Source organism: Xenorhabdus griffiniae, assembly GCF_037265215.1.
Taxonomy (GTDB): domain Bacteria; phylum Pseudomonadota; class Gammaproteobacteria; order Enterobacterales; family Enterobacteriaceae; genus Xenorhabdus; species Xenorhabdus griffiniae.
Window position 1 is genome coordinate 1,155,427 of sequence record NZ_CP147737.1, and the last position, 18,571, is coordinate 1,173,997.

The following is an 18,571-nucleotide window of genomic DNA, read 5'->3' on the forward strand; positions in this document are numbered from 1 at the left end:
TAAGGAAATACGGTTATGGATGGTTTGGTTTTTACCTGCCAAATCGGTCGACTCCCGCCAACGACCTTTCAGGTGGTTAACTTCACTCTGCGGGAGCATTTATCTCAGCTTTTTCAACTTAATCTGACGGTGGTCAGCGCCGTCAATAATATCCCTCTGGGTGAGCAGCTTAACCAGGAAGCCTCTCTGACCGTCAAGCGTAATGGCGTGGTGGAACGAACGGTCAATGGTATTGTGGCCGGTGCGACACAGGGCAATACCGATGGAAAGCAAACGTATTACACTTTTATTCTGCGACCGGAAATGTGGCGGATGACGCTCAATCAGGACAGCCGTATTTATCAGCATCTCTCCGTCCCTGATATTTTGAAGAAATTGCTGGGAGAGCACCGGGTAAAAGCTGACAGCAAGTTCTATGATAGCGCCGGTTATCATGCGCCCCGCGACTACATTACTCAGAAACGGGAATCAGCCTATGATTTCTGGTGCCGGTTAGCGGCGGAAGAAGGCATTATTTTCTGGTTTGAGGAAAACCAGATGTTTTACAGCAATTCTCACCTCGGTATGACGGCCGCCTTACCCTTGGTCTACAACGGTCAACCAAACACGGATGATACTGACTCAACCGTCTGGCAGTGGCAGTATGGCGAATATTTATGCCCTGATGAGTTTATCCATAAAGATTACAACTACCTGCGTCCTTCCCAACCGATGCAAACCAAAGCCAACGTAGAACCCAGCAGCGGGCATTCCGTTTTTGAAAGTTACGGGCGTTTCCAGTGGAGTAAAGAAGGACAACCCTTCAGTCAAATTCGTCTTAACCAGTTGAACAGCGAAAGTAAACTGGGCTCCGCACAGTCTAACTGTATCAAATTACGGCCGGGTAAAATCTTTACCCTCAGTGCACACCCGTCTGACGCGATGAATGACCGCTGGCAGGTGGTCAGCATCACGCATCATGGCACTCAGCCGCAAGCAGCAGGAATAGGCGGTGAAGGCACCACATTAACCAGCGATATGACTTTTATCCCCGGCTTTGATGACTGGCGGCCACCGTATCACTATAAGCCACTGGCAGACGGTGATGAGCTGGCCACAGTTGTCGGGCCTGAAGGCGAAGAGATATTCACCAATGAACTCGGTGCCATTAAAGTGCATTTTCACTGGAACCGCTATGATAAACTTGGTGACAGTTCGTCCTGTTGGGTGCGGGTTGCCCAGGGCTGGAATGGCAATAACTTTGGCTTTATGGCAATCCCCCGTATCGGTCAGGAAGTGATTATTTCTTACCTGAACGGGGATATAGACCGTCCGATCGTGACCGGTTGCAACTACAATGGCCGCAATAGCCCGCCGCTGGATTTACCGGGCCAAAAAACCCGAACTACCTTTAAAACCAAAACGCACAAAGGTGACGGATTTAACGAACTGCGCTTTGAGGATGCCAAAGGCAGCGAGGAAGTGTATATCCATGCCCAAAAGGATATGAACACCAAGGTGCTGAATAACCGCACTATTCAGGTGGATGTTGATCATGAGGAGCGTATTGGCCGCGACCAGAAGTTAACGGTGGTACGGGATCAATTTGAGGAAATTCAACGCAGCCGTCAGACTGTCATTAAACAGGATGATGATGAATCAGTTTCCGGTCACCAGACCTTGCGGGTTGAGAAAAATCAGTCCAGCACCATTACCGGGCAGCAAAGCACCAACATCGGTAAAAGCCAGTTACTGGAAATCAACGATAATCAGGAAGTGCGTGTTGGTAAACACATTGTGCTGCAATCCCAAAGCGGCCAGATCACCATTGGCAATTCAGGCGGTCAAATCATCATCGATCCAACAGGAGCAATTACAATTTCGGGTACGTCCATATCCATGACCGAACACGCAGCAGGAAAGGCTGGCAGCCAGCCACTGTTTGATTATTCGGGGCGTTATATTCTGACCAACAGCAAAAATAATAACCAACCGCTGACAAACACCCTGTACCAGATAAAAACCCCATCAGGCATCGTGTCCGGCCGTACTGATGCTGCGGGACGTACCGTCATCGTGCAGACCCAGCAAGCGGATACATTGGAATTCAGTATCCCAGAAGAGCAGAAAAAGAAAAAAAACCAAACGCTGTACCACGTTGGTAATAATCAACCCGTGGATTATGTGATGGAATTTAAGGAGGAATAAAAATGACTCAGCAATTACAACCCGGTGGAATGTGTCCAGCCATTACATCAGTGAGATGTAGAATGGAGCGAGTCGCATTTCCCAAAGATGAGGATCAATGTTATTTAGCCAAGAAAGCAGCTTTCGCCATTTGGGCACCAAAGGCAGGAATAAATAAAAATGGAGCCGCATTCTCGCTAAAACAGGCAGTGATGAGTGGTCTCATCAGAGTTGAGGAAAGAATTCACGATTGGTTATGGCAATATAAAGCAGAAGTAGTTTTTTTTATGAGGGGCGTATATAAAAATCCATTACCTATGTTAGCAAACAGTGAGGCAAGAAAAACCAAATATGCGGGAAATCTCCCCCATTCAGAAAGCCCATTCTCACACTTGACGAATGCTGACAAGAGCAAATTTGGTGTTACGGGTATCCGACGACCGGATATTATTTTGGTCAAAAACAAGCAACTCCGCTGGCCTGGTCGTGAAGGGCAATATTTTGATGGTTCTGTTCACCCTGATAATCTTAAGATGCTCATTGAAGTCAAATTTCCAGGTGATACCCTGAAAGAAGGACAGGAAAAAGATTATAAACTTATTGCCACTAAGGAGCGATTTGGTGTTTTCATTGTTGAGGATAACCGTGATTCAAAGGAGTGGGAAACACTTTCGGCAGAAGCTAAAGCCGCCGAGCGGGAAAACATTAAGCAACATCTGTCTCAATTCAGCCGTTCTATTATCCCCCCTGCAATAGAAGGATTAGCCTCTTCTTTACCAGTGCCAATACCAGGCTATACAGGTATTGAGCAGTTGTTACTAAAAAATATCCCCTTAGTCAGCGAGAGGCAATGGCAATACGAACCTATATTTAGCCTGTGGTTAGCCGTGCGTCATACGGCCATTCCAGCGATGATAGCGCTTTCTTCCGAGAAGGAACCATCATTTTTAGAGCGCGTAGAGCAATATTACGATCAGAGTGCCAGATTTGTATCAGAAAGTGTGACTTATGCCCAAAATGCCATTGTCCGAAGTTGGGAATGGACATGGGATTTAACGGCCAGTGGTTTTAATTACCTGAGTGATAAAACCCGTGCAGCATTAGCTGCCTGTGGTGCCTGGTTTCGTGAATCAGGTCAGTGGATAGCGGATGAAATTATCGATCCGGTGACAAAAAAGCTGAGTTATGCCATTCATTGGGTCAGTGAAAAAACAGGAGAAATCGTTCGTCTCACCGAAGCTAAAATCAAGGAAGCCGTGGAAACGGTATACAAATATACCGATTTGACGATAGACGCATTGAAACAGGTCGATTGGTATCAGATAGCCGCTGACCTGGGTAATGGAACAATTCAGTTAATGGTAAAAATAGGAGAAGAAATCATTACCATTATTGAAAAAATTATCGTTGTCGCAGCGATAGTTTTGCTGGCAGGACTAATTATCTGGGTAGGTAGCGTTGCCGGTGGCATCGCAGCCACGATATGGGCGACCCTGACAGCAGCAGTAGCGGGTATTACCGCCTTAACAGCGGCAACCGCATCATAAGGAAAATGATTATTATGAATAAAGAAGCCTATTTTGAGCATATCAAGACACAATTAACGGGATTTACCCTGCAAAGTGAACGAGATATTACCGTCACCCGTTTAGGGTTGGCTATCACGTTGTTTTTTAAACAAGGTTATACCCGTGAAAAGAAAGAACGTATTTTAGCCTGTTATCGCCGTTTTCGGGAAATGTACGGGGGGAGGTTAAAATTTCATACCCATGAATTTGATGGATTGAAAAAATATTCAGCCGAAAATATCGAAAAAGTAGAACAGTTAATTTTAAACTCAGATGGTAACCAAACGTGTGGTTGGTATGTTAGTGATGCTAAAAATACAAGTGAAGCACCTAATTATTTGATGCGTTATCTTGATTCCTATGAAATTGATGGAATTCAGGGAACATCTTATTTATGTCTGGTATTGCCTTGGAATACACTGGAAACAGAAAAAGGAAATTCAGAATTTTATGAGTGGCTAAACTTTCTTTGTACACAATTAAACCCAGATCACGGCGAATGTGGTTATATGTTGGTACTACCTCGGAATTACCATGAGTATATGCCCCAAGAATATCAGCTCGCTATCCGCTATCCAGCGATACAAGTTAATTCCACTGTACATATGGATGCTGGTGATTACTTTAATTCGATACGCAGTATAAACTGGCTTACCTTGCTGTCACATCGCTTTATCAAACGATTAGGTGGAGAACAATGGGTAAAGAAAAAGTTGTCCGCTTGTACTGATATTACCATTACTGAATATAGTAGTGGATTGATTATCCGTGTTGGCGAATACCCCGACTTAACCCCACTACCTGCCAGTGTGCCTGAAAGTTATTTTGTCATTAATGAATTAATCCGACCAATTCGCTATGTCATGAAAGAGGGGGATTCCCTCCATTTTTATGGTGAAGGCCATTTTACAGGAAAAACCAGTGCCCTCTGGTATGCCCGTTATGACCGTGGCCCCCTACAGGTTGACCTGTTAATAACTGGCGAACCCGCCAGAGTCGATGGTTACTGGACAACCAAAGGACGTGAAGGACTGGAAAACATCATTCTGCAAGGTGATATCGCCCCGGATGTAGAGGGTAATGCCCCCGGCACCACTGTATGGCGTTTGGTGCGTCAGATTGAACATGACGACATTAAAGATCTGAAAGAACTTGAGGCACAGCAAAATGCGGGCAACCATTGATGGAAAAAAAATTATCCTGAAAGGCGATACCACAAACACAAGTGGCACCGTACTAACAGGTTCAGGTCTAACCAAACAGGGGGAGCCCGTTGCTTGTGTTGGTGACAGCGTGTTTTGCCCGGCTTGTAAAAGCACGGGAGCTATTGCTGAAGGTTCTCCACTGACGGTGATACAGGGTAAAGCGGTTGCACTGGAGGGGCACAAAGTAAATTGTAGTTGCCCATCTGGATGTACACTTGTTGCTACGGGTTAATAAAACAAGAAATCACACACTAGCCTGACCGATTGAAATTCTCTTAAGTGGCTGTTTTAACAGCCACTGACTTTATTTAGCCGGTAAATTGGGCAACATTGCTATCTGCCACACGCAAATCCGGTCATCGGCCAGCCATTTCGCATCCACCGGTCTGTTTCTGCCCAAAACGCCCATTTTGCCTGATGCTCTGCGGAACCTGAACTGGCAGCCAGATAATCCGTTGATGTCACGTAAAATTCCCGCGCCCAACCATCATAAAGATAAAAGTTCCCCCATTCCTCATAGAGCCGTTCCAGGGCATATTTGGAGGCAATCCGGCTGCCGAGTGATTGGCAAAGCTGTTTCGCATGAGAATAAAAATCTTTCGTCAGGCCGGAGCGCTCAAACCAGGTGTGAACCGTCAAGGTCAGTGCGACCTGTTGCCCTGTCTCATCAGTGCCGGTGAGCCTGACTCCGTCAGGATTTTGTTGCACCGTCACCCCATCCCCCGATACCGTCACCGAGGATGAATCACTCTGCCAGTTCACCCGGCCTGTATTGCCGGCCGTGATAAGGCGAAATTTTGCGCCACGCCAGAGTACGGAAGGCCCCCTGAGACCAAACGATTTCTGGTTGACATTGCCACCCTGACGGTCAATGGCAACGGTATCAACCAGGCGTAACGGCAGGATAAATTCCACAGAAGAGGAGACTTGCTGCGCACCCACTTCAGCAGTGACCAAAGCCTGTCCAACATGACGACTGACAAGGGTTGCCGTTGCATTTCCCTGACGGTCTGTCCTGTCTGCTGCAAAAATCATCTCGCCAAGGTTGCCAGACCAGTCAACCGCTTTATCCGCAAGCCCCTGCCCATGAATATCCGTGACCGTGACAGTAAAAGTCACCCGATCTTCGCCATCCGCCGCAGCACGGGTTTTATTGACCCTGACGGTGGATAACAGCACTTCATCAAACGCCACCATGGGGGCGGCCACTTTATGATCTTCAACCTGGATTTGCACCTGATGCAGCCCAGCAAACGTGCTGTTCAATCGAACTTGCGTTTGTCCCTGATGGTCAGTTTGTGTGCGTTCTGAAGACAACACACCGTGATCTGCTTGCCAACTCACCGGCTGATTTGCCACAGGTGATCCCAATGAATCTCGCACTATAGCCGTTAACATAATCGTATCCTGCCCATCACCTTTAGCCCTGACTTTGTCCACCGTGATCGCGGGTTTCAGCCGGCGTTCAAACATCACCGGAGCAGCATCAAGGGTTTTTCCCGCCACCTCGGCTTTCACCGTTGCCCGCCCTGCGATGCGGCTGATTAACCGGGCTGTCGCTTCTCCCTGACTGTTTGTCTGTTCCTGCCTGTCCAGCAGTTGCCCGTTATCCGCAGACCACTGCACTTTACTGTGGGCAACGGGGTGATCTGCTGCATCGCGCACGTTCACCGTATAAAGAATGCTGTCCTGACCATCGGCCATCGCGGTTTGTTTGTCCGCCTGAAGCGTATGCGTTAGCGAGGCAATAAAGCGGATCGGAGAAGCCATCACCGTTTCACTGCCAACCGCTACCGTCACTTCGGCATTTCCTGATACTTTGCTGGTTAAATAGGCGGTGGCCTGCCCTTTCGCATCAGTCATTAATGAAAATAAGGAGAGCTGTCCAAGACTGCTCTGCCAGCCAACAGCCTGATTGGGCACAGGTTGACCACCGGCGTCTTTAACCGTGACCGTCAAGGTTACCCTTGCTTTTCCATCCGCCTTAACGCTGTGCTTATCAATGGTGATTTCGGGTATCAGCACCGCATCAAACTGGACTGAAGGTGCAACAGCAACCTCTTCATCCACGGAAACACGTACTGTGTGCAGCCCCTGCTGACGACTGTGCAGCACGACCGATGCCTGCCCCTGCGCATCCGTATCCTGCCGGGTTTGGGATAATTCGCCTTTATCACTTGACCAGATAACAGCCTGATTGGAAACAGGAGCGCCTTCCTGATCGGTGACAAGGATGGTATAGAGCACACTGTCATGACCATCGGCTTTGGCCTGCGTTTTATTCGCTGTCACCTGTAATTGTTTTTCGGTCGGCAGACTCACCATCATGATTTCTGCCCGGTTGGAACGATTACCCCGATTATCAACGGCAACCCCCGAAAGCCGGACGGGTTTTCCCGTGGTTTTCGGCAACCGTAATGTCACTTTCTCCGGCCGTTGATCAAGTACTTTCCCGCCTGCCTGCTGTAATTCAGCCGTATCCAGCGCTAAACGTGCCAACGGATATTTGGTGTGGATAACGGGAAAAAAGGTCACTTCCTTGCCTTCATAGCCTTTAACCAAGGTCGGAAAGGCCAGCGTCAGCAGCGTTTGCTTCTGATAATCCAGTACCATATCACTGCGCCGGTTCACAAAATCCCACTGACTGGATCTCAGGCTGCGCAGGGGGGCGACGGCGTTCGGGTCAAGCTGATGGCTGAACGGGACACCCAACCGATAATTGAGGTTCAGGGTAAAACGGTTCTCACTGGTCCCTTGCTTACCCTGCCGAAAATCGGCACCCAGTGTGACTAAGGGGACTGGCGTGTAAGTCAGCCCGGCGATGACGCTGTACGGATTTTTCTGGCGTTCGGATCCACCGAATAAGGCGACCTGCTGCCCATCATAGTGTTCATACTTCAACTGTCCGCCCCAGTGAGGAAAAGCCGGCAAATACGCTTCGGCCTGAATATCCCAGCCATTGGCGGGTCTTGCATCGAAATCGGTAAGCCGTGAGGGCTTCCAGTGAGATAAGCGCTGGTAAAGATTGGCAGACAATTTGACGTTATCGTGCCAGGCTTCTAACCCAAGACTGTAACGGTGGTGCTGCTCCGGCCACAACGCATCCCAGAAGACATTGGCACCCCAGAGCCAGTCATCGGCGACATAGCGATAGCCGAATCCGACAGCCGTTGTTGTCTGACCATGGTGGGTTTTTACCCCGAACTGACTGAATGCCGTACCCGAAACCGATTGATAAAAAGGCAGTAACCCATCAAATGCAACGTCTTTTAACGCAAAATGGCTGTCGAAAGGGAGTGTGAGGCGGGCATGGCCGTATTGGTTCAACCACGGTGTCAGTGTTGATGTGACCGCAGACGATAATTGCTGGGCAGCCAGTGTTTTTGCCGCTTCGCTGGGTGACTGCGATTGAGTCAGTTGCCCCCACTGGGTGGTGATTTCGGCCAGTTTTGGTGCCGGCAGATCTTGGTTTTGATCTTCTGGCCTGGCCTGATCGGGAAAACTCAGCGCCAGACTTAACCCGCTAATAATCAGCAATTTTGTTCTATTGTGCCAGGTGGATTGGTTTTTTTGCACCACGGATTATGACCCTTTTCATTCATACTGAAAGGGGTAACATGCAGAAAAAGGGCGTTAAATACTGCGGTTAATTCTTTTTCTCATGGTGAAAATTACCTGGATCAGCGATGAACAGGAACCCCGTTAAATGTATGCGTACAGCACTGACACTGGACAGGAATATCATTTACTGACAGATTTGGATTCACCTTCCTTAAAAAACCGGATCCATCGACGAACAACCCGTTGTAATAACTGGATTCACCACAGCGGATATACTCTCTTTGTTCATGCGCCTGTAACGCCACTAGCCAAAATAAAGGTTCTGGACTGTCCAGTCGCTGAATGGCTTCACTGTGAACCGCATCCCATTTTTCGCCGACTTTACTCAATAAAAACATAAAAAGTGGCGTGTAATCTAAGCCGCGTCTTTGTTTGCCTTTCATAGACAGAAAGCAGGGCATATCTTCCCTGATTAATTTTTGTCTGTCTCGTTCCCATCGATATTCACCGCCATGATGAAAAACGAAATGGGCTGTCGTATTGACCCGACGATAAAGTTTCTTTTTTCCATGATTGGATTGATTTTTTTTCATTCTTATATTCATCTCAATTTTTTAGGCAAGAGAGGTAACGTCAGTCAATATACCCGATAATAAGATTAAATCGTTATGTCAGTTTTAACCCCCGCGCAACATCCATCTTTCTGGCCACTAACACCGCCGCTTCCAGTTCACTGCACTGATGCTCGCGCATTAACGCCCGTCGTTCCGCTTTTTCTTCTTTTTCCGTCATCCCCAGTGCCAGATAGAGGCTTGGGGGCACGACCCGGAACAGGGCTTCGATTTTTTTCGCCAGCACCACGCCTTCGGTATAACAGCGAGGGAGTTTACTGGTGGAGAGCAAGACAGCTTTCTGTTCTTCGTTAAGTTTTTTGAAGCGTGCGATTTGTTCGACTTCATCCGGGGGCATGGTCAGGCACAGCCACCATTCGGCCATATTCAGCATTTTCTCAGCCGTATCCGGGTAATCGGCGAGGTTTTGCGTCGCCAGCCACAGCCAGGCCCCCAGTTTACGCCACATTTTCACCACTTTGGTCATATAGGGCGACAGCAGCGGGTTGGTGGTAGTGATATGCCCTTCATCAATCACCAGTTGCAGTTCCCTGTCCTGATACTGATCGCGTTCGGCCAGGTTATTGACGGTATTAATCAGTGAGACCATCGCCAGTGCCATCTGCGCTGAGTAGTTTTCCCGTGCCAGTGTGCCCAAATCAATCAGGGTGACATCCACTTCCGGCCACGGGGTGCCGGGACGGTTAAACAGCTCCCCTTCAAAACCCTGGGTAAACATCGACATGGCACCGGCCATTTCATCCGCCCGTGCCCGACGGTGCGCGGTGATTAACGGCTGGCCATGCTCGTCCTGCCGGTGATTGCGGGCGATAGCATAGAGGGCATTCTGTAAGTCTGAGGCCACCATCTGGCGTCCCTCAGCATGGCTGGTGTGGGCCGCCATCATAATGGCTTCGCGGATCAAACCCCGGTCGGAACGGGTTAAACGCTCTTCCTCTTTTTTCTCACCGCCGGTGATCATCAGCCGGGCCGCGATTTCCATCTCGCCCAGAATATCGCGCTGTTCATCGCCTTCATCTTGCCCTTCCTCTGTATCCGGAATATCGGCTTCATTAATGCGCAATTGTTGGGGGCTGAGTTGCAATAGTTGATGGGCATCGGCAAACAGCGCCAGACTCACCCCACAACCGGGCTTGATACCGATTTTATTGACCGTCAGCCCCAGGCTAGCGTAGTAATCGGCCAGTAAACCAAAGCTGTTCCCCGCTTCGACAATAAACAAGCGCGGTCGGTGGATAGCCATCAGTTGCACCAGAGAGGCACACAACGTGGCGGATTTACCTGCACCGGTTGGGCCAAACAACAATAAGTGCGCATTCTGGGTGCGATCCTGTTTATTCATCGGATCAAAAGTCAGCGGCGCGCCACCGCGATTAAAGAAGCTGAACCCCGGGTGCCCGGTGCCGGTTGAACGGCCGGTCACCGGCAAGAGTCCGGCCAGATGCTGCACCCAAGTCAGGCGGCTGTACCAGTGTTGCTTATCTTTCTGCGGGTTAAACCCCATCGGCAAAGCGCGCAGATAGGCATTCAACGGGGACACACTGAATTCCGGTCGCACCGGCTGTAATCCGGCGGTCAGTAACGTTGATGATAACTGGTGCGCCCGCTGGTTCAGGTCAGTGATATCGTTGCCCCGCACCAGAAAGATCAGCGCGCTGCGGTACAGTTTATGGCGTCGTCCCAGTAAGGCTTTGACTTCCTGCACATCCTGCCGGACACGCGCCGATTCGGTATTTTCCCCCACCGCATTTTTTGCCAGCCGGGTAAAATCCGCTTCCAGCGTATCCTGTGCCTGTGCCACAATGGTCAAAGAAACTACGGTGCCTTCCGGCATCATATCCATCAGGGCATTGATATTATCCCCCCGTTTCACTTCCCCCGTCAGCGTGCCCGGCTCTGGCGGGCGGCGCAAACGTTCAACTGGAATGGCCTTATGTGGCAGGCCATCAAACCACCAGATGCCATTGTCAGGATCAGACACCGGCGGGGTAAACCACAGGCTTTCGGCAAAGTCATTATTGACGGGAAGATCCGATGATGTGGCTGTTTCGTAACTTACGGTACGATAAAAATCGGCTTTTGCCATGCCCCAATCCGGGGCCGGATTAAAATGACGCAGCAACCAGCTGTGGATCTGCCCGCCATTTTGCCGAACAGCCACCATACCCGCGCCCACCAATGAGGAGACCAGTCGCTCGCAGATCTGATTAAGTGCCGCTACTGATGATTCCGTTTGGTGGTGAGTCTTCGATTTATAAGCAGGCAACCAGCGGTAGATTACCATGCGCGTCTGGCGCTGCTGCCCCCGCCACGGTTGCCCGGTGATTAAGCTATCCTGAAATATCCCGTCAGGCCGGGCAATGCTTGTCAGGTGGCGTTCGGACTCGGCCAGAAAGGCATTCGTAAAAGTCGTACCCTGTGCCCACGGTTTGACGTAATCCCGTAATGTATTGAGATAGCTGGTCGGATCATCGTCGTCCTGACAAAAAAATTGCACCACCCACGGCGAAATATCGTCCTCGTCCAGACTGTCCTGGATCGCATCTTCCAGCTGATCCCGGATTTCAACCAATCGTTCAAGCGGACGCCCTTCGGTCGCCACCGGTTCGATGCGATAGACCGCCCCGACAGAGACACCATCATCCAGCAACAGGCATTGACCGTCTTCCAGATATTCCACCCAGGGCAGATAATCGATAATGGAAGGGTTGGCCCGGTAAATCGCGGCTTCATCGGCTTCACGCAGTTGGCCGGGGCGGTGCAGCGGTTTGGGGATTTCCATCACAGGGCCTCCGTGCGTTCACCCGGCAGGGCGTATTGTACTTGCTGATAAAACGGGAATACGGTGCTGTAGCCCGGTATCGGCGTATTGCCGGCCGCCAGATGCGGAAACACATACATCACCATATCGGGGTTGGGGAGACGGGGAAATTGCTGGCTGATCTCCTGCGCCGCCGAACGGCTGTAGCTGTCAGGCTCATTCAGTGCCCGACTCCGTTCGGCTGGGGTTAACGCCCGGCGCAAGGTTTGCCTTGCTGGGATTGCACTATGACCTGCTTTGTTTCCCTGCCACATCGCCAGCACCGTCTGTTCTCCGGCCGGAAGCAACGTGTCTTTCGAGGTTGAACAACCGGCCATCAGCCCTGACAGACACAACACGACAACCGCGTTTATTTTTCGCATCGCTGAATCTCCATAGTGCCAATGGCAGTAAAGGTGGCAAACTCAGGATGGACGGCCAGTTCCGATACCGTAAACGCCAGGCGCTCCCACTGTTCCGGTTCAGCCTCGCTGTTGCCTGCCACCACGGATTGCCACTGTGTGTCTGACAGACGAAAAACAGTAAAATCACCGTCACCCAGCGGTTGACACGCCTTGCCGATGGCAAGACAGAGCCGGGATGTTTTTTTATCGGCAGGCCGCCAGCAGAGCTGAACCGGTACAGGCTCAGCATGTGGGGGGCGGTTAATTTGCAGGCAATAGGGTTGACTGGCACTGAACAGCCATTGAAAGACAGGCTTTTCCATTAATCTAAGGCTTCCTGAGTCGTATCATATTGAGCAGGTTCACTCACGCCGTAGTGCACCTTACGGCCTTTCGTTTCGTAATCCATCGCCAGACTTTGGGTGATATGCACCACAACGCCGGCACCGGGCGGGACGTAAACCGCATCAAACGTCTGGCTGTAACGTTGTTTGAGCCATTCGCCCATCTCCTTCATCCCCCCGGATATCGCTTTGCCTAATGCCGCCTGTCCGGCATTGCCGGTTAACGCGGATGTGATGCCGCCGGTGCCGTGGGTTTGGGCGGTGCGCTGACTTTCGTTCAAGGCGTCCCCGGCTGAATTCATGGCCGAGAGGGCAAACAACGTTGGCAGATAGGTGCTGGCATTGGATTTACGCTCACCGCTGATACAGGGAATGCCGTTTTCATCCGACAACCAGCCGATACCCTGCGGGTTTTGCCCTTTGCCCGGCAGGGTACGCACGGTGCCATCCTGAAACACAAACGTGATGGAATTGACCTGTCCCCGTACGCAAGACAGTGTCCAGTCGCCACTGGCCGAGCCGGACACCACGGCCCCTTCCACTTCCGGCAGTTCGATACCGTTGGCGGTCAGGTTATCTTTACCAATCAGGATCTTGAACGGGTAAGGGTCGGTCACGGTGCCATTGACCGGCACCCGACCGAGCAACGCAGTCATCGCCTGACTGCCTGCCAGCGTGGCATTTTCCGGCAGGGTATAGACCGGTTTTTGGTTTTCTTCCTTCGGCAAAGGGATCGGTGGGGTATTTTGCCCCGTTGCCGGTTGTTCACTTAAAAAAGTGGTCGGGAATTTAGCGGCGGGTTTGCCGTCAGCCCCGTTTTGGGGATCAACCGGTTTTTCATCGGCCGGTGTCACCCAGATAAATTCCTCCTGCCCACTGACCCGGTTGGCGGTATACGGATTGCCTAATGCGCTTTGGCTTTCCGGCACAGATAAAGGGGTTGAACTTAACTGTTCCGTCAGCAAATCAACCTGTGCCAGTAATCCCTGCTGCTCATCCTGCAACGTGCGCTGACGCTGTTCATCGTCCCGACGAATAGCCGCAACCGCCGCATCGATTTGGCCGACAACATCAAGGCGCTGCTGCTTTAACTGGTTATTTTCTTTTAAAATATCGGTATTCTGCTGGCTTAAACGTTTCTGCTCTGCCCGCACTTTATTGAGGGCACCTACCAGGGTACGCAGGGTATCTTCCGGCGTATCGCCCCCGACACCCAGCGCCTGCAACTCTTCCGGTGACAGCGTAGCCAGCACATGATTCGCCGTCGTACCGGGCGCGGCACTTTCCGTTGAACGGCAGCTTTTGATGCCAATAACCCCGCCGATAAGCAATACCACCGGCACCAGTATTTTCACCAACGCATTAGACTTAACTTCCATGGCGGCCTCCCGGTTTCACCGAGACCGGCTCAGGGATAAAGGTATTATCCGGCTGCCCTTTTGTGACCAGGTACAATACCGTCGTATCCTCCGGCGTCCCCGTTTCAGCCAGCCAGCGATGCTGGAACGTGGCGGTTACAAACTGCCCCTGTAATTCTCGCGGGTCGAGGGTGACAGTGCGTTTGGCCGTATTGCGCAGTTTCAGTGCTACCACAGTGTGATGGTGCAGCCTCCAGCCGGCCAGCGGGGTAATGTCAATCGGCTCTGACGGGTAAAGCGTCGTGATAAACTCAGGTAAATGCAGATTCACCGGCTGGATGCCGGTCACCGGCTCGACGGTACGTAATGGGGCATACAGTTGCTGCGCGGCATAGCGGATTAAGGCCACCGGAACGGGCGCTGACAATTGGGGTTTACTCTGGTGTTGTGATTTTTCGGTTGAAGCAGGTTGTTTTTCATTCGGGTAAATAATGCGTACCGGTTCAGTGGCATCGGTTTTTCCTGCGGTCACATCCAGTAAAATGATTTCGCCATTTTCGCTGTCCTGCAATTGCAGGCGGGTTGACGGGAAAGCATGGCTGGCTTTCAGGTACACCGCCCCGCCGGCACTTTGTACCCGCAATTTATCACTGAGTGACGGCGGCAAACCAATGCGAACATTTCGCTCAGCAAAAATAATCCGTTCCTGCCCGACCTTGAGCGAGAGGGATAAGGGAATACGTTCCCATTTCATTAATTCATCAGCTTTTGCGCCCACGCTGAACAGCAAGATGCTGACCAGTCCTAACCCAATACGACGGCAGCCAGGTAGATATCCTCTCATTGAAACACACCCTTTTTCTCTTCCGACAGTTGTGGTATCGCTGCCAGCCGCTGTGGCATCCTGTCATAACAATCCAGTGCCAATCCGAAGGGATTACGCTCGGCATCGCCCTCCCAACGCACCACTTTCAGCGGATAGCGCACCAGTGCCCGTTTGACCGGTTCGGCGTGATAATATTCATCGGCCACCAAATCCAGCCGGACCACCCAGTTATCCCGGTCACGCACCGTCACGCTGCGCGTCCCATAGCCGCGGCCGGGAATCTCATACACCACGCGCACCCGGTCGAGCAGCTCGCCACTGTCAGCCCGGGTTTTGGCATCTTCCCGCAGAAAATCCTGACAGGCCGGCGTCAGATAAGGAGAAAGTGCCTCAATTTTGGCCGGATAGTCCTGGGCGCCATTTTTCGGCCAGGCATTCAGTTGCTGGAAGATATAAAAGGCAAAGCTATAGACGCTGGGTGTCGGCACTTCCCACCACGCCCGGGTGCTGCCGGTGCGTAAGTCCGGCGGATGATGGATGGTGAGATTACGCGGTGACGCCATCCAACCCGTCAGACTCAGCAACAATACCAACACCAGAATGCCGCACGCCACTCGCAGGGTCAGAATATGTTGATCCCGGTTTTTCACCGCATGACGAAACCGGCTCATCGCGCGCTCCGGCTACGGCGTAGTGACCAGCCCTGTGCCGCGATAATCAAGGCCGGATCACCGAGACCCAGCCGGCGTTTTTTCTCTTCCAGCTTCAGCCAGAGATAATGTTCCGGCTTACCCCGCTTGAGGTGTGCAAGCCAACGCCCGCCAAAGCTTATCAGTAACAAGGGTATCACCAACATGCCGGTCGGAAGCATGACCCAACCGGCTAAGGGGATCAGGGGAAGACTGACGGCCAGTCCGAGCACAATCCCCGCCAGGGCGGCCAGTCCCAGCTCCGGCGTGGTGAACCCGCGAAATACCACCGGTTCGGCGTTTAAACGGTCCGGTAAGAAAGCGATCGTCTGCATGGTGATTCCTTTAAAAGATAATGCTGGCCGACTTCGACAGCAGCCAAATCACGGCAACCAACAGCACCACGCCGACCACGACGATGGCACCAAACTGGGTCCAGGTCGATTTGCCATCCCGCACTTCGGAAAAGGTTTCGACGGCAGCCGAAGCAACCTTAAAGAAGGCCACCGCTGAGAGGATCAACCCGCCAATCACAATGCCATCCTGCGCATACCCTTTCGCCTGTCCCAGCAATCCGCCCCCGCCCCCACTTTTCGGCGGTTCGATAGCCGGCAAATCAGCCCGGGCGGATTCACAGGACAGGCAGCACAATAAAAGAAAAGCGTTTATTCTGGTCATCAGGCTCGTACCGATACGCCGGCAGACGGTAAAAATGGGCTTCATAGTGACTCTGTTCCTTTTCATTGTGTTCATTGCCTCAGCTCGCAAACATCCAGACAGACACGACCAGCAATACCGCGGTTCGGATGGCAAACTGGCTGAGGGTCTGATTACGCACTTTTTCATTTGCCCAGCCGTTCCAGACATCCACCGCCGCCCAGGCCGCCCAGAAAAATAAGGTGGCTAAGAAAAATCCGACACACACCAGATACAAAAAAGTGATATCAAAGTGCCCGGAGGCCACTTCAAAGGCATGGCGTTGCGCCGGCGTCATTGCGGGTTTTCCTGACGGTAATGGCCGGATAACAAGCCGGATTCATGGGGCTGGTCACGGGAAGGCATAAGGTAGTGATCGATACCGGCTTTAATGGTGTTGAGATCGGCTTTGATGCGCGGATAATCAAAGTCATAACGAGGGCGTTTTGCAGTGTCAGAGTGCTTTTCTGCGAGACTTGCGCGCGCCAGGGCCAGTTGTACCTGCTCAATCAGGCGCTTTGCACTGGCCAGTTCATCTTTCTCGGCCGCCTGAGCCAGCGGCATACACCACACCGCCAACCCCAGCAGGCCGGCAAAACAGGATATGGAAAAGCCACCGCGCATAGATAATTACCTTATAATGGATGCCAACATGCCGAGGATGCGGGGTTTTTTCGCGGCAGTCAGCAATAAACTCTTTATGCTTTGGTGAAAATTAGCTAAATAGTCTGACTAATTTATTGCGTTAACGGTTTAATAATGAAGGAAGACATATGCTGCGAATTGATTTAAACGTCCCCGACGATGAATACGAGAAAGTACGGAAGCTGGGCGCTCACTGGGATGCGGCCGCCCAAACCTGGTATATCGACCACAGTTTTGACCCGACCCCGTTTATGCACTGGTTACCGTTCTACAATGTCCATGCGGAATTCTGGTATCTGGCCCAAACCCGGACGTCATGCCCACACTGTCATCAACCCACCACCGTGACGGCATTTATGCTGCCGGCCGGACACCAGCGACTGGAAGCGGATAACGATGATGAGCCCGGCACGGAAGTGGGCTATACCGAGCAGGACAGCCCGGCGTTTCTGTTTTATCTCGCTGATATTCCTACTCTTGTGCGTAGTGTGCTGCCCGGTTTTCACCACACCCTGCGCAAAGCAGTCAACCAACGGTTGCGCAGGCAGCACTGGATAAATCACTGCGAACACTGTGGCGCACAGCAGGATGATACCGACCTGTTTGCCGAAGCCGGTGGGGCATTTTTCCCGACGTCCAAAGAGCAAGCGGCCGCTATTCAGCTTCACCGTATAGATCAGCCCTTTGTCGGGTATTGTGAAGATATCTCACATCATCACTATCATTTTGATCCGAAGGGGGGGAGCCATATCGGTAAAGCCTGTGACGGGTTTGAATGGATGACACAGGTGGTGAATACGCCATCAAAGTATCCGCATTAACAAGAAAGACTGACGCACCGCTACGCGGCTTGTCTGCTGACGATGGAATACAAAACAAAAACCCGTTTTGCATTCCATCGTCCAGCCATTTAAATGTATTTTTTAAACATCGCAGCCGTAATCATCACCGCCATACCCAGTAATAATGCCGCAGGCAGCAATATCATCGTGGGATAGACCACATCCGGCCAGGATAAATACAGCACACAGGGAATGGTGCAGGCCGGTTTAATGCCCCGTTTGGCATGATGATAGACAAAACTGGATTCATAGCCTGCGCCATAACGGCGTAAATCCCGCCGTCCCAGCCCGTCAACCAGAGCGACTAAAATCACCATCACAAACAAAGGAATGGATAACACCAGGATAGCTAACCGGATTAACGTCACCATGGTGATAAACACCGTCGCCAGACAATATTCCCGCAAATGCTCCGATATGCCATGCAATACCGCATTGAATTCACGCAGAAAATCATTGCGGCTATTGAGCTGATAGTGCCGTTGTCCCTGTATCCAGGGCATAAAACCACTGTCGACAAAAATCCATTGATATGCCTGCGTCAGCCAGTCAGAGACCGTTTGTGCGGGATTTGACAACAACAGGCTCTGGGTCAATTCCGTGGATAAAAATTGCAGCTCGGTTTTCATCATCGTCTGGCTGTGGGAGGCACCTTGTTCCGGCCAGAAAAAAGTCATACCGAGATATTCCAGCAACAGACTGAATAGCCACGACATCACAATAAACCCAATGAGTTGCCACGGCCATGCCCATAACACACGATACAGCAGGCCATGCTGGCGGGGCGGTTGGGAAGATGGACGGGATTGATTTTCTGACTGTGCCATGACCTGAA

General features: G+C 51.3%; 18 protein-coding genes. 5 read left to right on the forward strand and 13 right to left on the reverse strand.

What is annotated here, in order from left to right; genetic code table 11:
• Positions 1-15 precede the first annotated feature (15 nt).
• The 4 genes from tssI to WDV75_RS05210 are packed head-to-tail and all read left to right on the forward strand — an operon-like array spanning position 16 to position 5,171.
• On the forward strand, positions 16-2,187 hold the full coding sequence (gene tssI / locus WDV75_RS05195) for a type VI secretion system Vgr family protein (protein ID WP_338860792.1): 2,172 nt from the start codon (positions 16-18) through the stop codon (positions 2,185-2,187).
• A 2-nt stretch (positions 2,188-2,189) separates the two neighbouring features.
• Positions 2,190-3,713 carry a VRR-NUC domain-containing protein gene (locus WDV75_RS05200; RefSeq protein WP_273571724.1) on the forward strand — a complete coding sequence of 508 codons (1,524 nt, stop codon included), beginning with the start codon at positions 2,190-2,192 and terminating at the stop codon, positions 3,711-3,713.
• Between the two features lie 14 nt (positions 3,714-3,727).
• On the forward strand, positions 3,728-4,918 hold the full coding sequence (locus tag WDV75_RS05205; RefSeq protein WP_273571725.1) for a type VI immunity family protein: 1,191 nt from the start codon (positions 3,728-3,730) through the stop codon (positions 4,916-4,918).
• Positions 4,902-5,171 carry a PAAR domain-containing protein gene (locus WDV75_RS05210; protein ID WP_187650394.1) on the forward strand — a complete coding sequence of 90 codons (270 nt, stop codon included), beginning with the start codon at positions 4,902-4,904 and terminating at the stop codon, positions 5,169-5,171. The genes WDV75_RS05205 and WDV75_RS05210 overlap by 17 nt, the downstream gene beginning before the upstream one ends.
• Positions 5,172-5,272: 101 nt before the next feature.
• Here WDV75_RS05210 and WDV75_RS05215 read toward each other — a convergent pair whose 3' ends face one another.
• The 12 genes from WDV75_RS05215 to WDV75_RS05270 form a co-directional block, all read right to left on the reverse strand.
• Positions 5,273-8,518, reverse strand: coding sequence for an Ig-like domain-containing protein (locus tag WDV75_RS05215; RefSeq protein ID WP_273571726.1), 3,246 nt, complete (start codon positions 8,516-8,518; stop codon positions 5,273-5,275).
• 101 nt (positions 8,519-8,619) lie between these two features.
• Complete coding sequence (locus WDV75_RS05220; protein WP_273571727.1) at positions 8,620-9,093, reverse strand: hypothetical protein; 474 nt, start codon at positions 9,091-9,093, stop codon at positions 8,620-8,622.
• 73 nt (positions 9,094-9,166) lie between these two features.
• Positions 9,167-11,914 (reverse strand): conjugative transfer ATPase, encoded by a 2,748-nt coding sequence (locus tag WDV75_RS05225; protein WP_273571728.1) that lies wholly within the window; start codon positions 11,912-11,914, stop codon positions 9,167-9,169.
• Positions 11,914-12,315, reverse strand: a complete 402-nt coding sequence (locus WDV75_RS05230) for a TIGR03751 family conjugal transfer lipoprotein (RefSeq protein ID WP_273571729.1) — start codon at positions 12,313-12,315, stop codon at positions 11,914-11,916. The genes WDV75_RS05225 and WDV75_RS05230 overlap by 1 nt, the downstream gene beginning before the upstream one ends.
• Positions 12,303-12,659 (reverse strand): hypothetical protein, encoded by a 357-nt coding sequence (locus tag WDV75_RS05235; protein WP_273571730.1) that lies wholly within the window; start codon positions 12,657-12,659, stop codon positions 12,303-12,305. Before WDV75_RS05235 ends, WDV75_RS05230 begins: the two co-directional genes overlap by 13 nt.
• The gene (locus WDV75_RS05240) at positions 12,659-14,059 is read right to left on the reverse strand and encodes a TIGR03752 family integrating conjugative element protein (RefSeq protein WP_273571731.1); all 1,401 of its coding nucleotides are present in this window, start codon (positions 14,057-14,059) and stop codon (positions 12,659-12,661) included. Before WDV75_RS05240 ends, WDV75_RS05235 begins: the two co-directional genes overlap by 1 nt.
• Complete coding sequence (locus WDV75_RS05245; RefSeq protein WP_420497556.1) at positions 14,049-14,792, reverse strand: TIGR03749 family integrating conjugative element protein; 744 nt, start codon at positions 14,790-14,792, stop codon at positions 14,049-14,051. Before WDV75_RS05245 ends, WDV75_RS05240 begins: the two co-directional genes overlap by 11 nt.
• An 86-nt stretch (positions 14,793-14,878) precedes the next feature.
• Positions 14,879-15,535 carry a PFL_4703 family integrating conjugative element protein gene (locus WDV75_RS05250; protein WP_273571733.1) on the reverse strand — a complete coding sequence of 219 codons (657 nt, stop codon included), beginning with the start codon at positions 15,533-15,535 and terminating at the stop codon, positions 14,879-14,881.
• Positions 15,532-15,888: a TIGR03750 family conjugal transfer protein gene (locus tag WDV75_RS05255; RefSeq protein WP_273571734.1), complete on the reverse strand. Its 357-nt coding sequence runs from the start codon at positions 15,886-15,888 to the stop codon at positions 15,532-15,534. The genes WDV75_RS05250 and WDV75_RS05255 overlap by 4 nt, the downstream gene beginning before the upstream one ends.
• A 10-nt stretch (positions 15,889-15,898) precedes the next feature.
• Complete coding sequence (locus WDV75_RS05260; protein ID WP_273571740.1) at positions 15,899-16,231, reverse strand: TIGR03745 family integrating conjugative element membrane protein; 333 nt, start codon at positions 16,229-16,231, stop codon at positions 15,899-15,901.
• Between the two features lie 79 nt (positions 16,232-16,310).
• Complete coding sequence (locus WDV75_RS05265) at positions 16,311-16,547, reverse strand: TIGR03758 family integrating conjugative element protein (protein ID WP_273571735.1); 237 nt, start codon at positions 16,545-16,547, stop codon at positions 16,311-16,313.
• On the reverse strand, positions 16,544-16,873 hold the full coding sequence (locus WDV75_RS05270; protein WP_273571736.1) for an RAQPRD family integrative conjugative element protein: 330 nt from the start codon (positions 16,871-16,873) through the stop codon (positions 16,544-16,546). Before WDV75_RS05270 ends, WDV75_RS05265 begins: the two co-directional genes overlap by 4 nt.
• A gap of 149 nt (positions 16,874-17,022) precedes the next feature.
• Here WDV75_RS05270 and WDV75_RS05275 point away from each other — a divergent pair, with 149 nt between their 5' ends.
• The gene (locus tag WDV75_RS05275) at positions 17,023-17,715 is read left to right on the forward strand and encodes a DUF5710 domain-containing protein (protein WP_273571737.1); all 693 of its coding nucleotides are present in this window, start codon (positions 17,023-17,025) and stop codon (positions 17,713-17,715) included.
• Between the two features lie 89 nt (positions 17,716-17,804).
• Here the strand turns inward: WDV75_RS05275 and WDV75_RS05280 are convergent, their stop codons facing one another.
• A complete protein-coding gene (locus WDV75_RS05280; protein WP_273571738.1) occupies positions 17,805-18,563 on the reverse strand; it encodes a TIGR03747 family integrating conjugative element membrane protein in 759 nt (252 codons plus the stop codon).
• Positions 18,564-18,571: the final 8 nt, after the last annotated feature.

Coding starts and splice junctions, on each gene's coding strand:
- tssI (WP_338860792.1), top strand. CDS start 16: ATGGATGGTTTGGTTTTTACCTGCCAAATCGGTCGACTCCCGCCAACG.
- WDV75_RS05200 (WP_273571724.1), top strand. CDS start 2,190: ATGACTCAGCAATTACAACCCGGTGGAATGTGTCCAGCCATTACATCA.
- WDV75_RS05205 (WP_273571725.1), top strand. CDS start 3,728: ATGAATAAAGAAGCCTATTTTGAGCATATCAAGACACAATTAACGGGA.
- WDV75_RS05210 (WP_187650394.1), top strand. CDS start 4,902: ATGCGGGCAACCATTGATGGAAAAAAAATTATCCTGAAAGGCGATACC.
- WDV75_RS05220 (WP_273571727.1), bottom strand. CDS start 9,093: ATGAAAAAAAATCAATCCAATCATGGAAAAAAGAAACTTTATCGTCGG.
- WDV75_RS05225 (WP_273571728.1), bottom strand. CDS start 11,914: ATGGAAATCCCCAAACCGCTGCACCGCCCCGGCCAACTGCGTGAAGCC.
- WDV75_RS05230 (WP_273571729.1), bottom strand. CDS start 12,315: ATGCGAAAAATAAACGCGGTTGTCGTGTTGTGTCTGTCAGGGCTGATG.
- WDV75_RS05235 (WP_273571730.1), bottom strand. CDS start 12,659: ATGGAAAAGCCTGTCTTTCAATGGCTGTTCAGTGCCAGTCAACCCTAT.
- WDV75_RS05240 (WP_273571731.1), bottom strand. CDS start 14,059: ATGGAAGTTAAGTCTAATGCGTTGGTGAAAATACTGGTGCCGGTGGTA.
- WDV75_RS05245 (WP_420497556.1), bottom strand. CDS start 14,792: ATGAAATGGGAACGTATTCCCTTATCCCTCTCGCTCAAGGTCGGGCAG.
- WDV75_RS05250 (WP_273571733.1), bottom strand. CDS start 15,535: ATGAGCCGGTTTCGTCATGCGGTGAAAAACCGGGATCAACATATTCTG.
- WDV75_RS05255 (WP_273571734.1), bottom strand. CDS start 15,888: ATGCAGACGATCGCTTTCTTACCGGACCGTTTAAACGCCGAACCGGTG.
- WDV75_RS05260 (WP_273571740.1), bottom strand. CDS start 16,231: ATGACCAGAATAAACGCTTTTCTTTTATTGTGCTGCCTGTCCTGTGAA.
- WDV75_RS05265 (WP_273571735.1), bottom strand. CDS start 16,547: ATGACGCCGGCGCAACGCCATGCCTTTGAAGTGGCCTCCGGGCACTTT.
- WDV75_RS05270 (WP_273571736.1), bottom strand. CDS start 16,873: ATGCGCGGTGGCTTTTCCATATCCTGTTTTGCCGGCCTGCTGGGGTTG.
- WDV75_RS05275 (WP_273571737.1), top strand. CDS start 17,023: ATGCTGCGAATTGATTTAAACGTCCCCGACGATGAATACGAGAAAGTA.
- WDV75_RS05280 (WP_273571738.1), bottom strand. CDS start 18,563: ATGGCACAGTCAGAAAATCAATCCCGTCCATCTTCCCAACCGCCCCGC.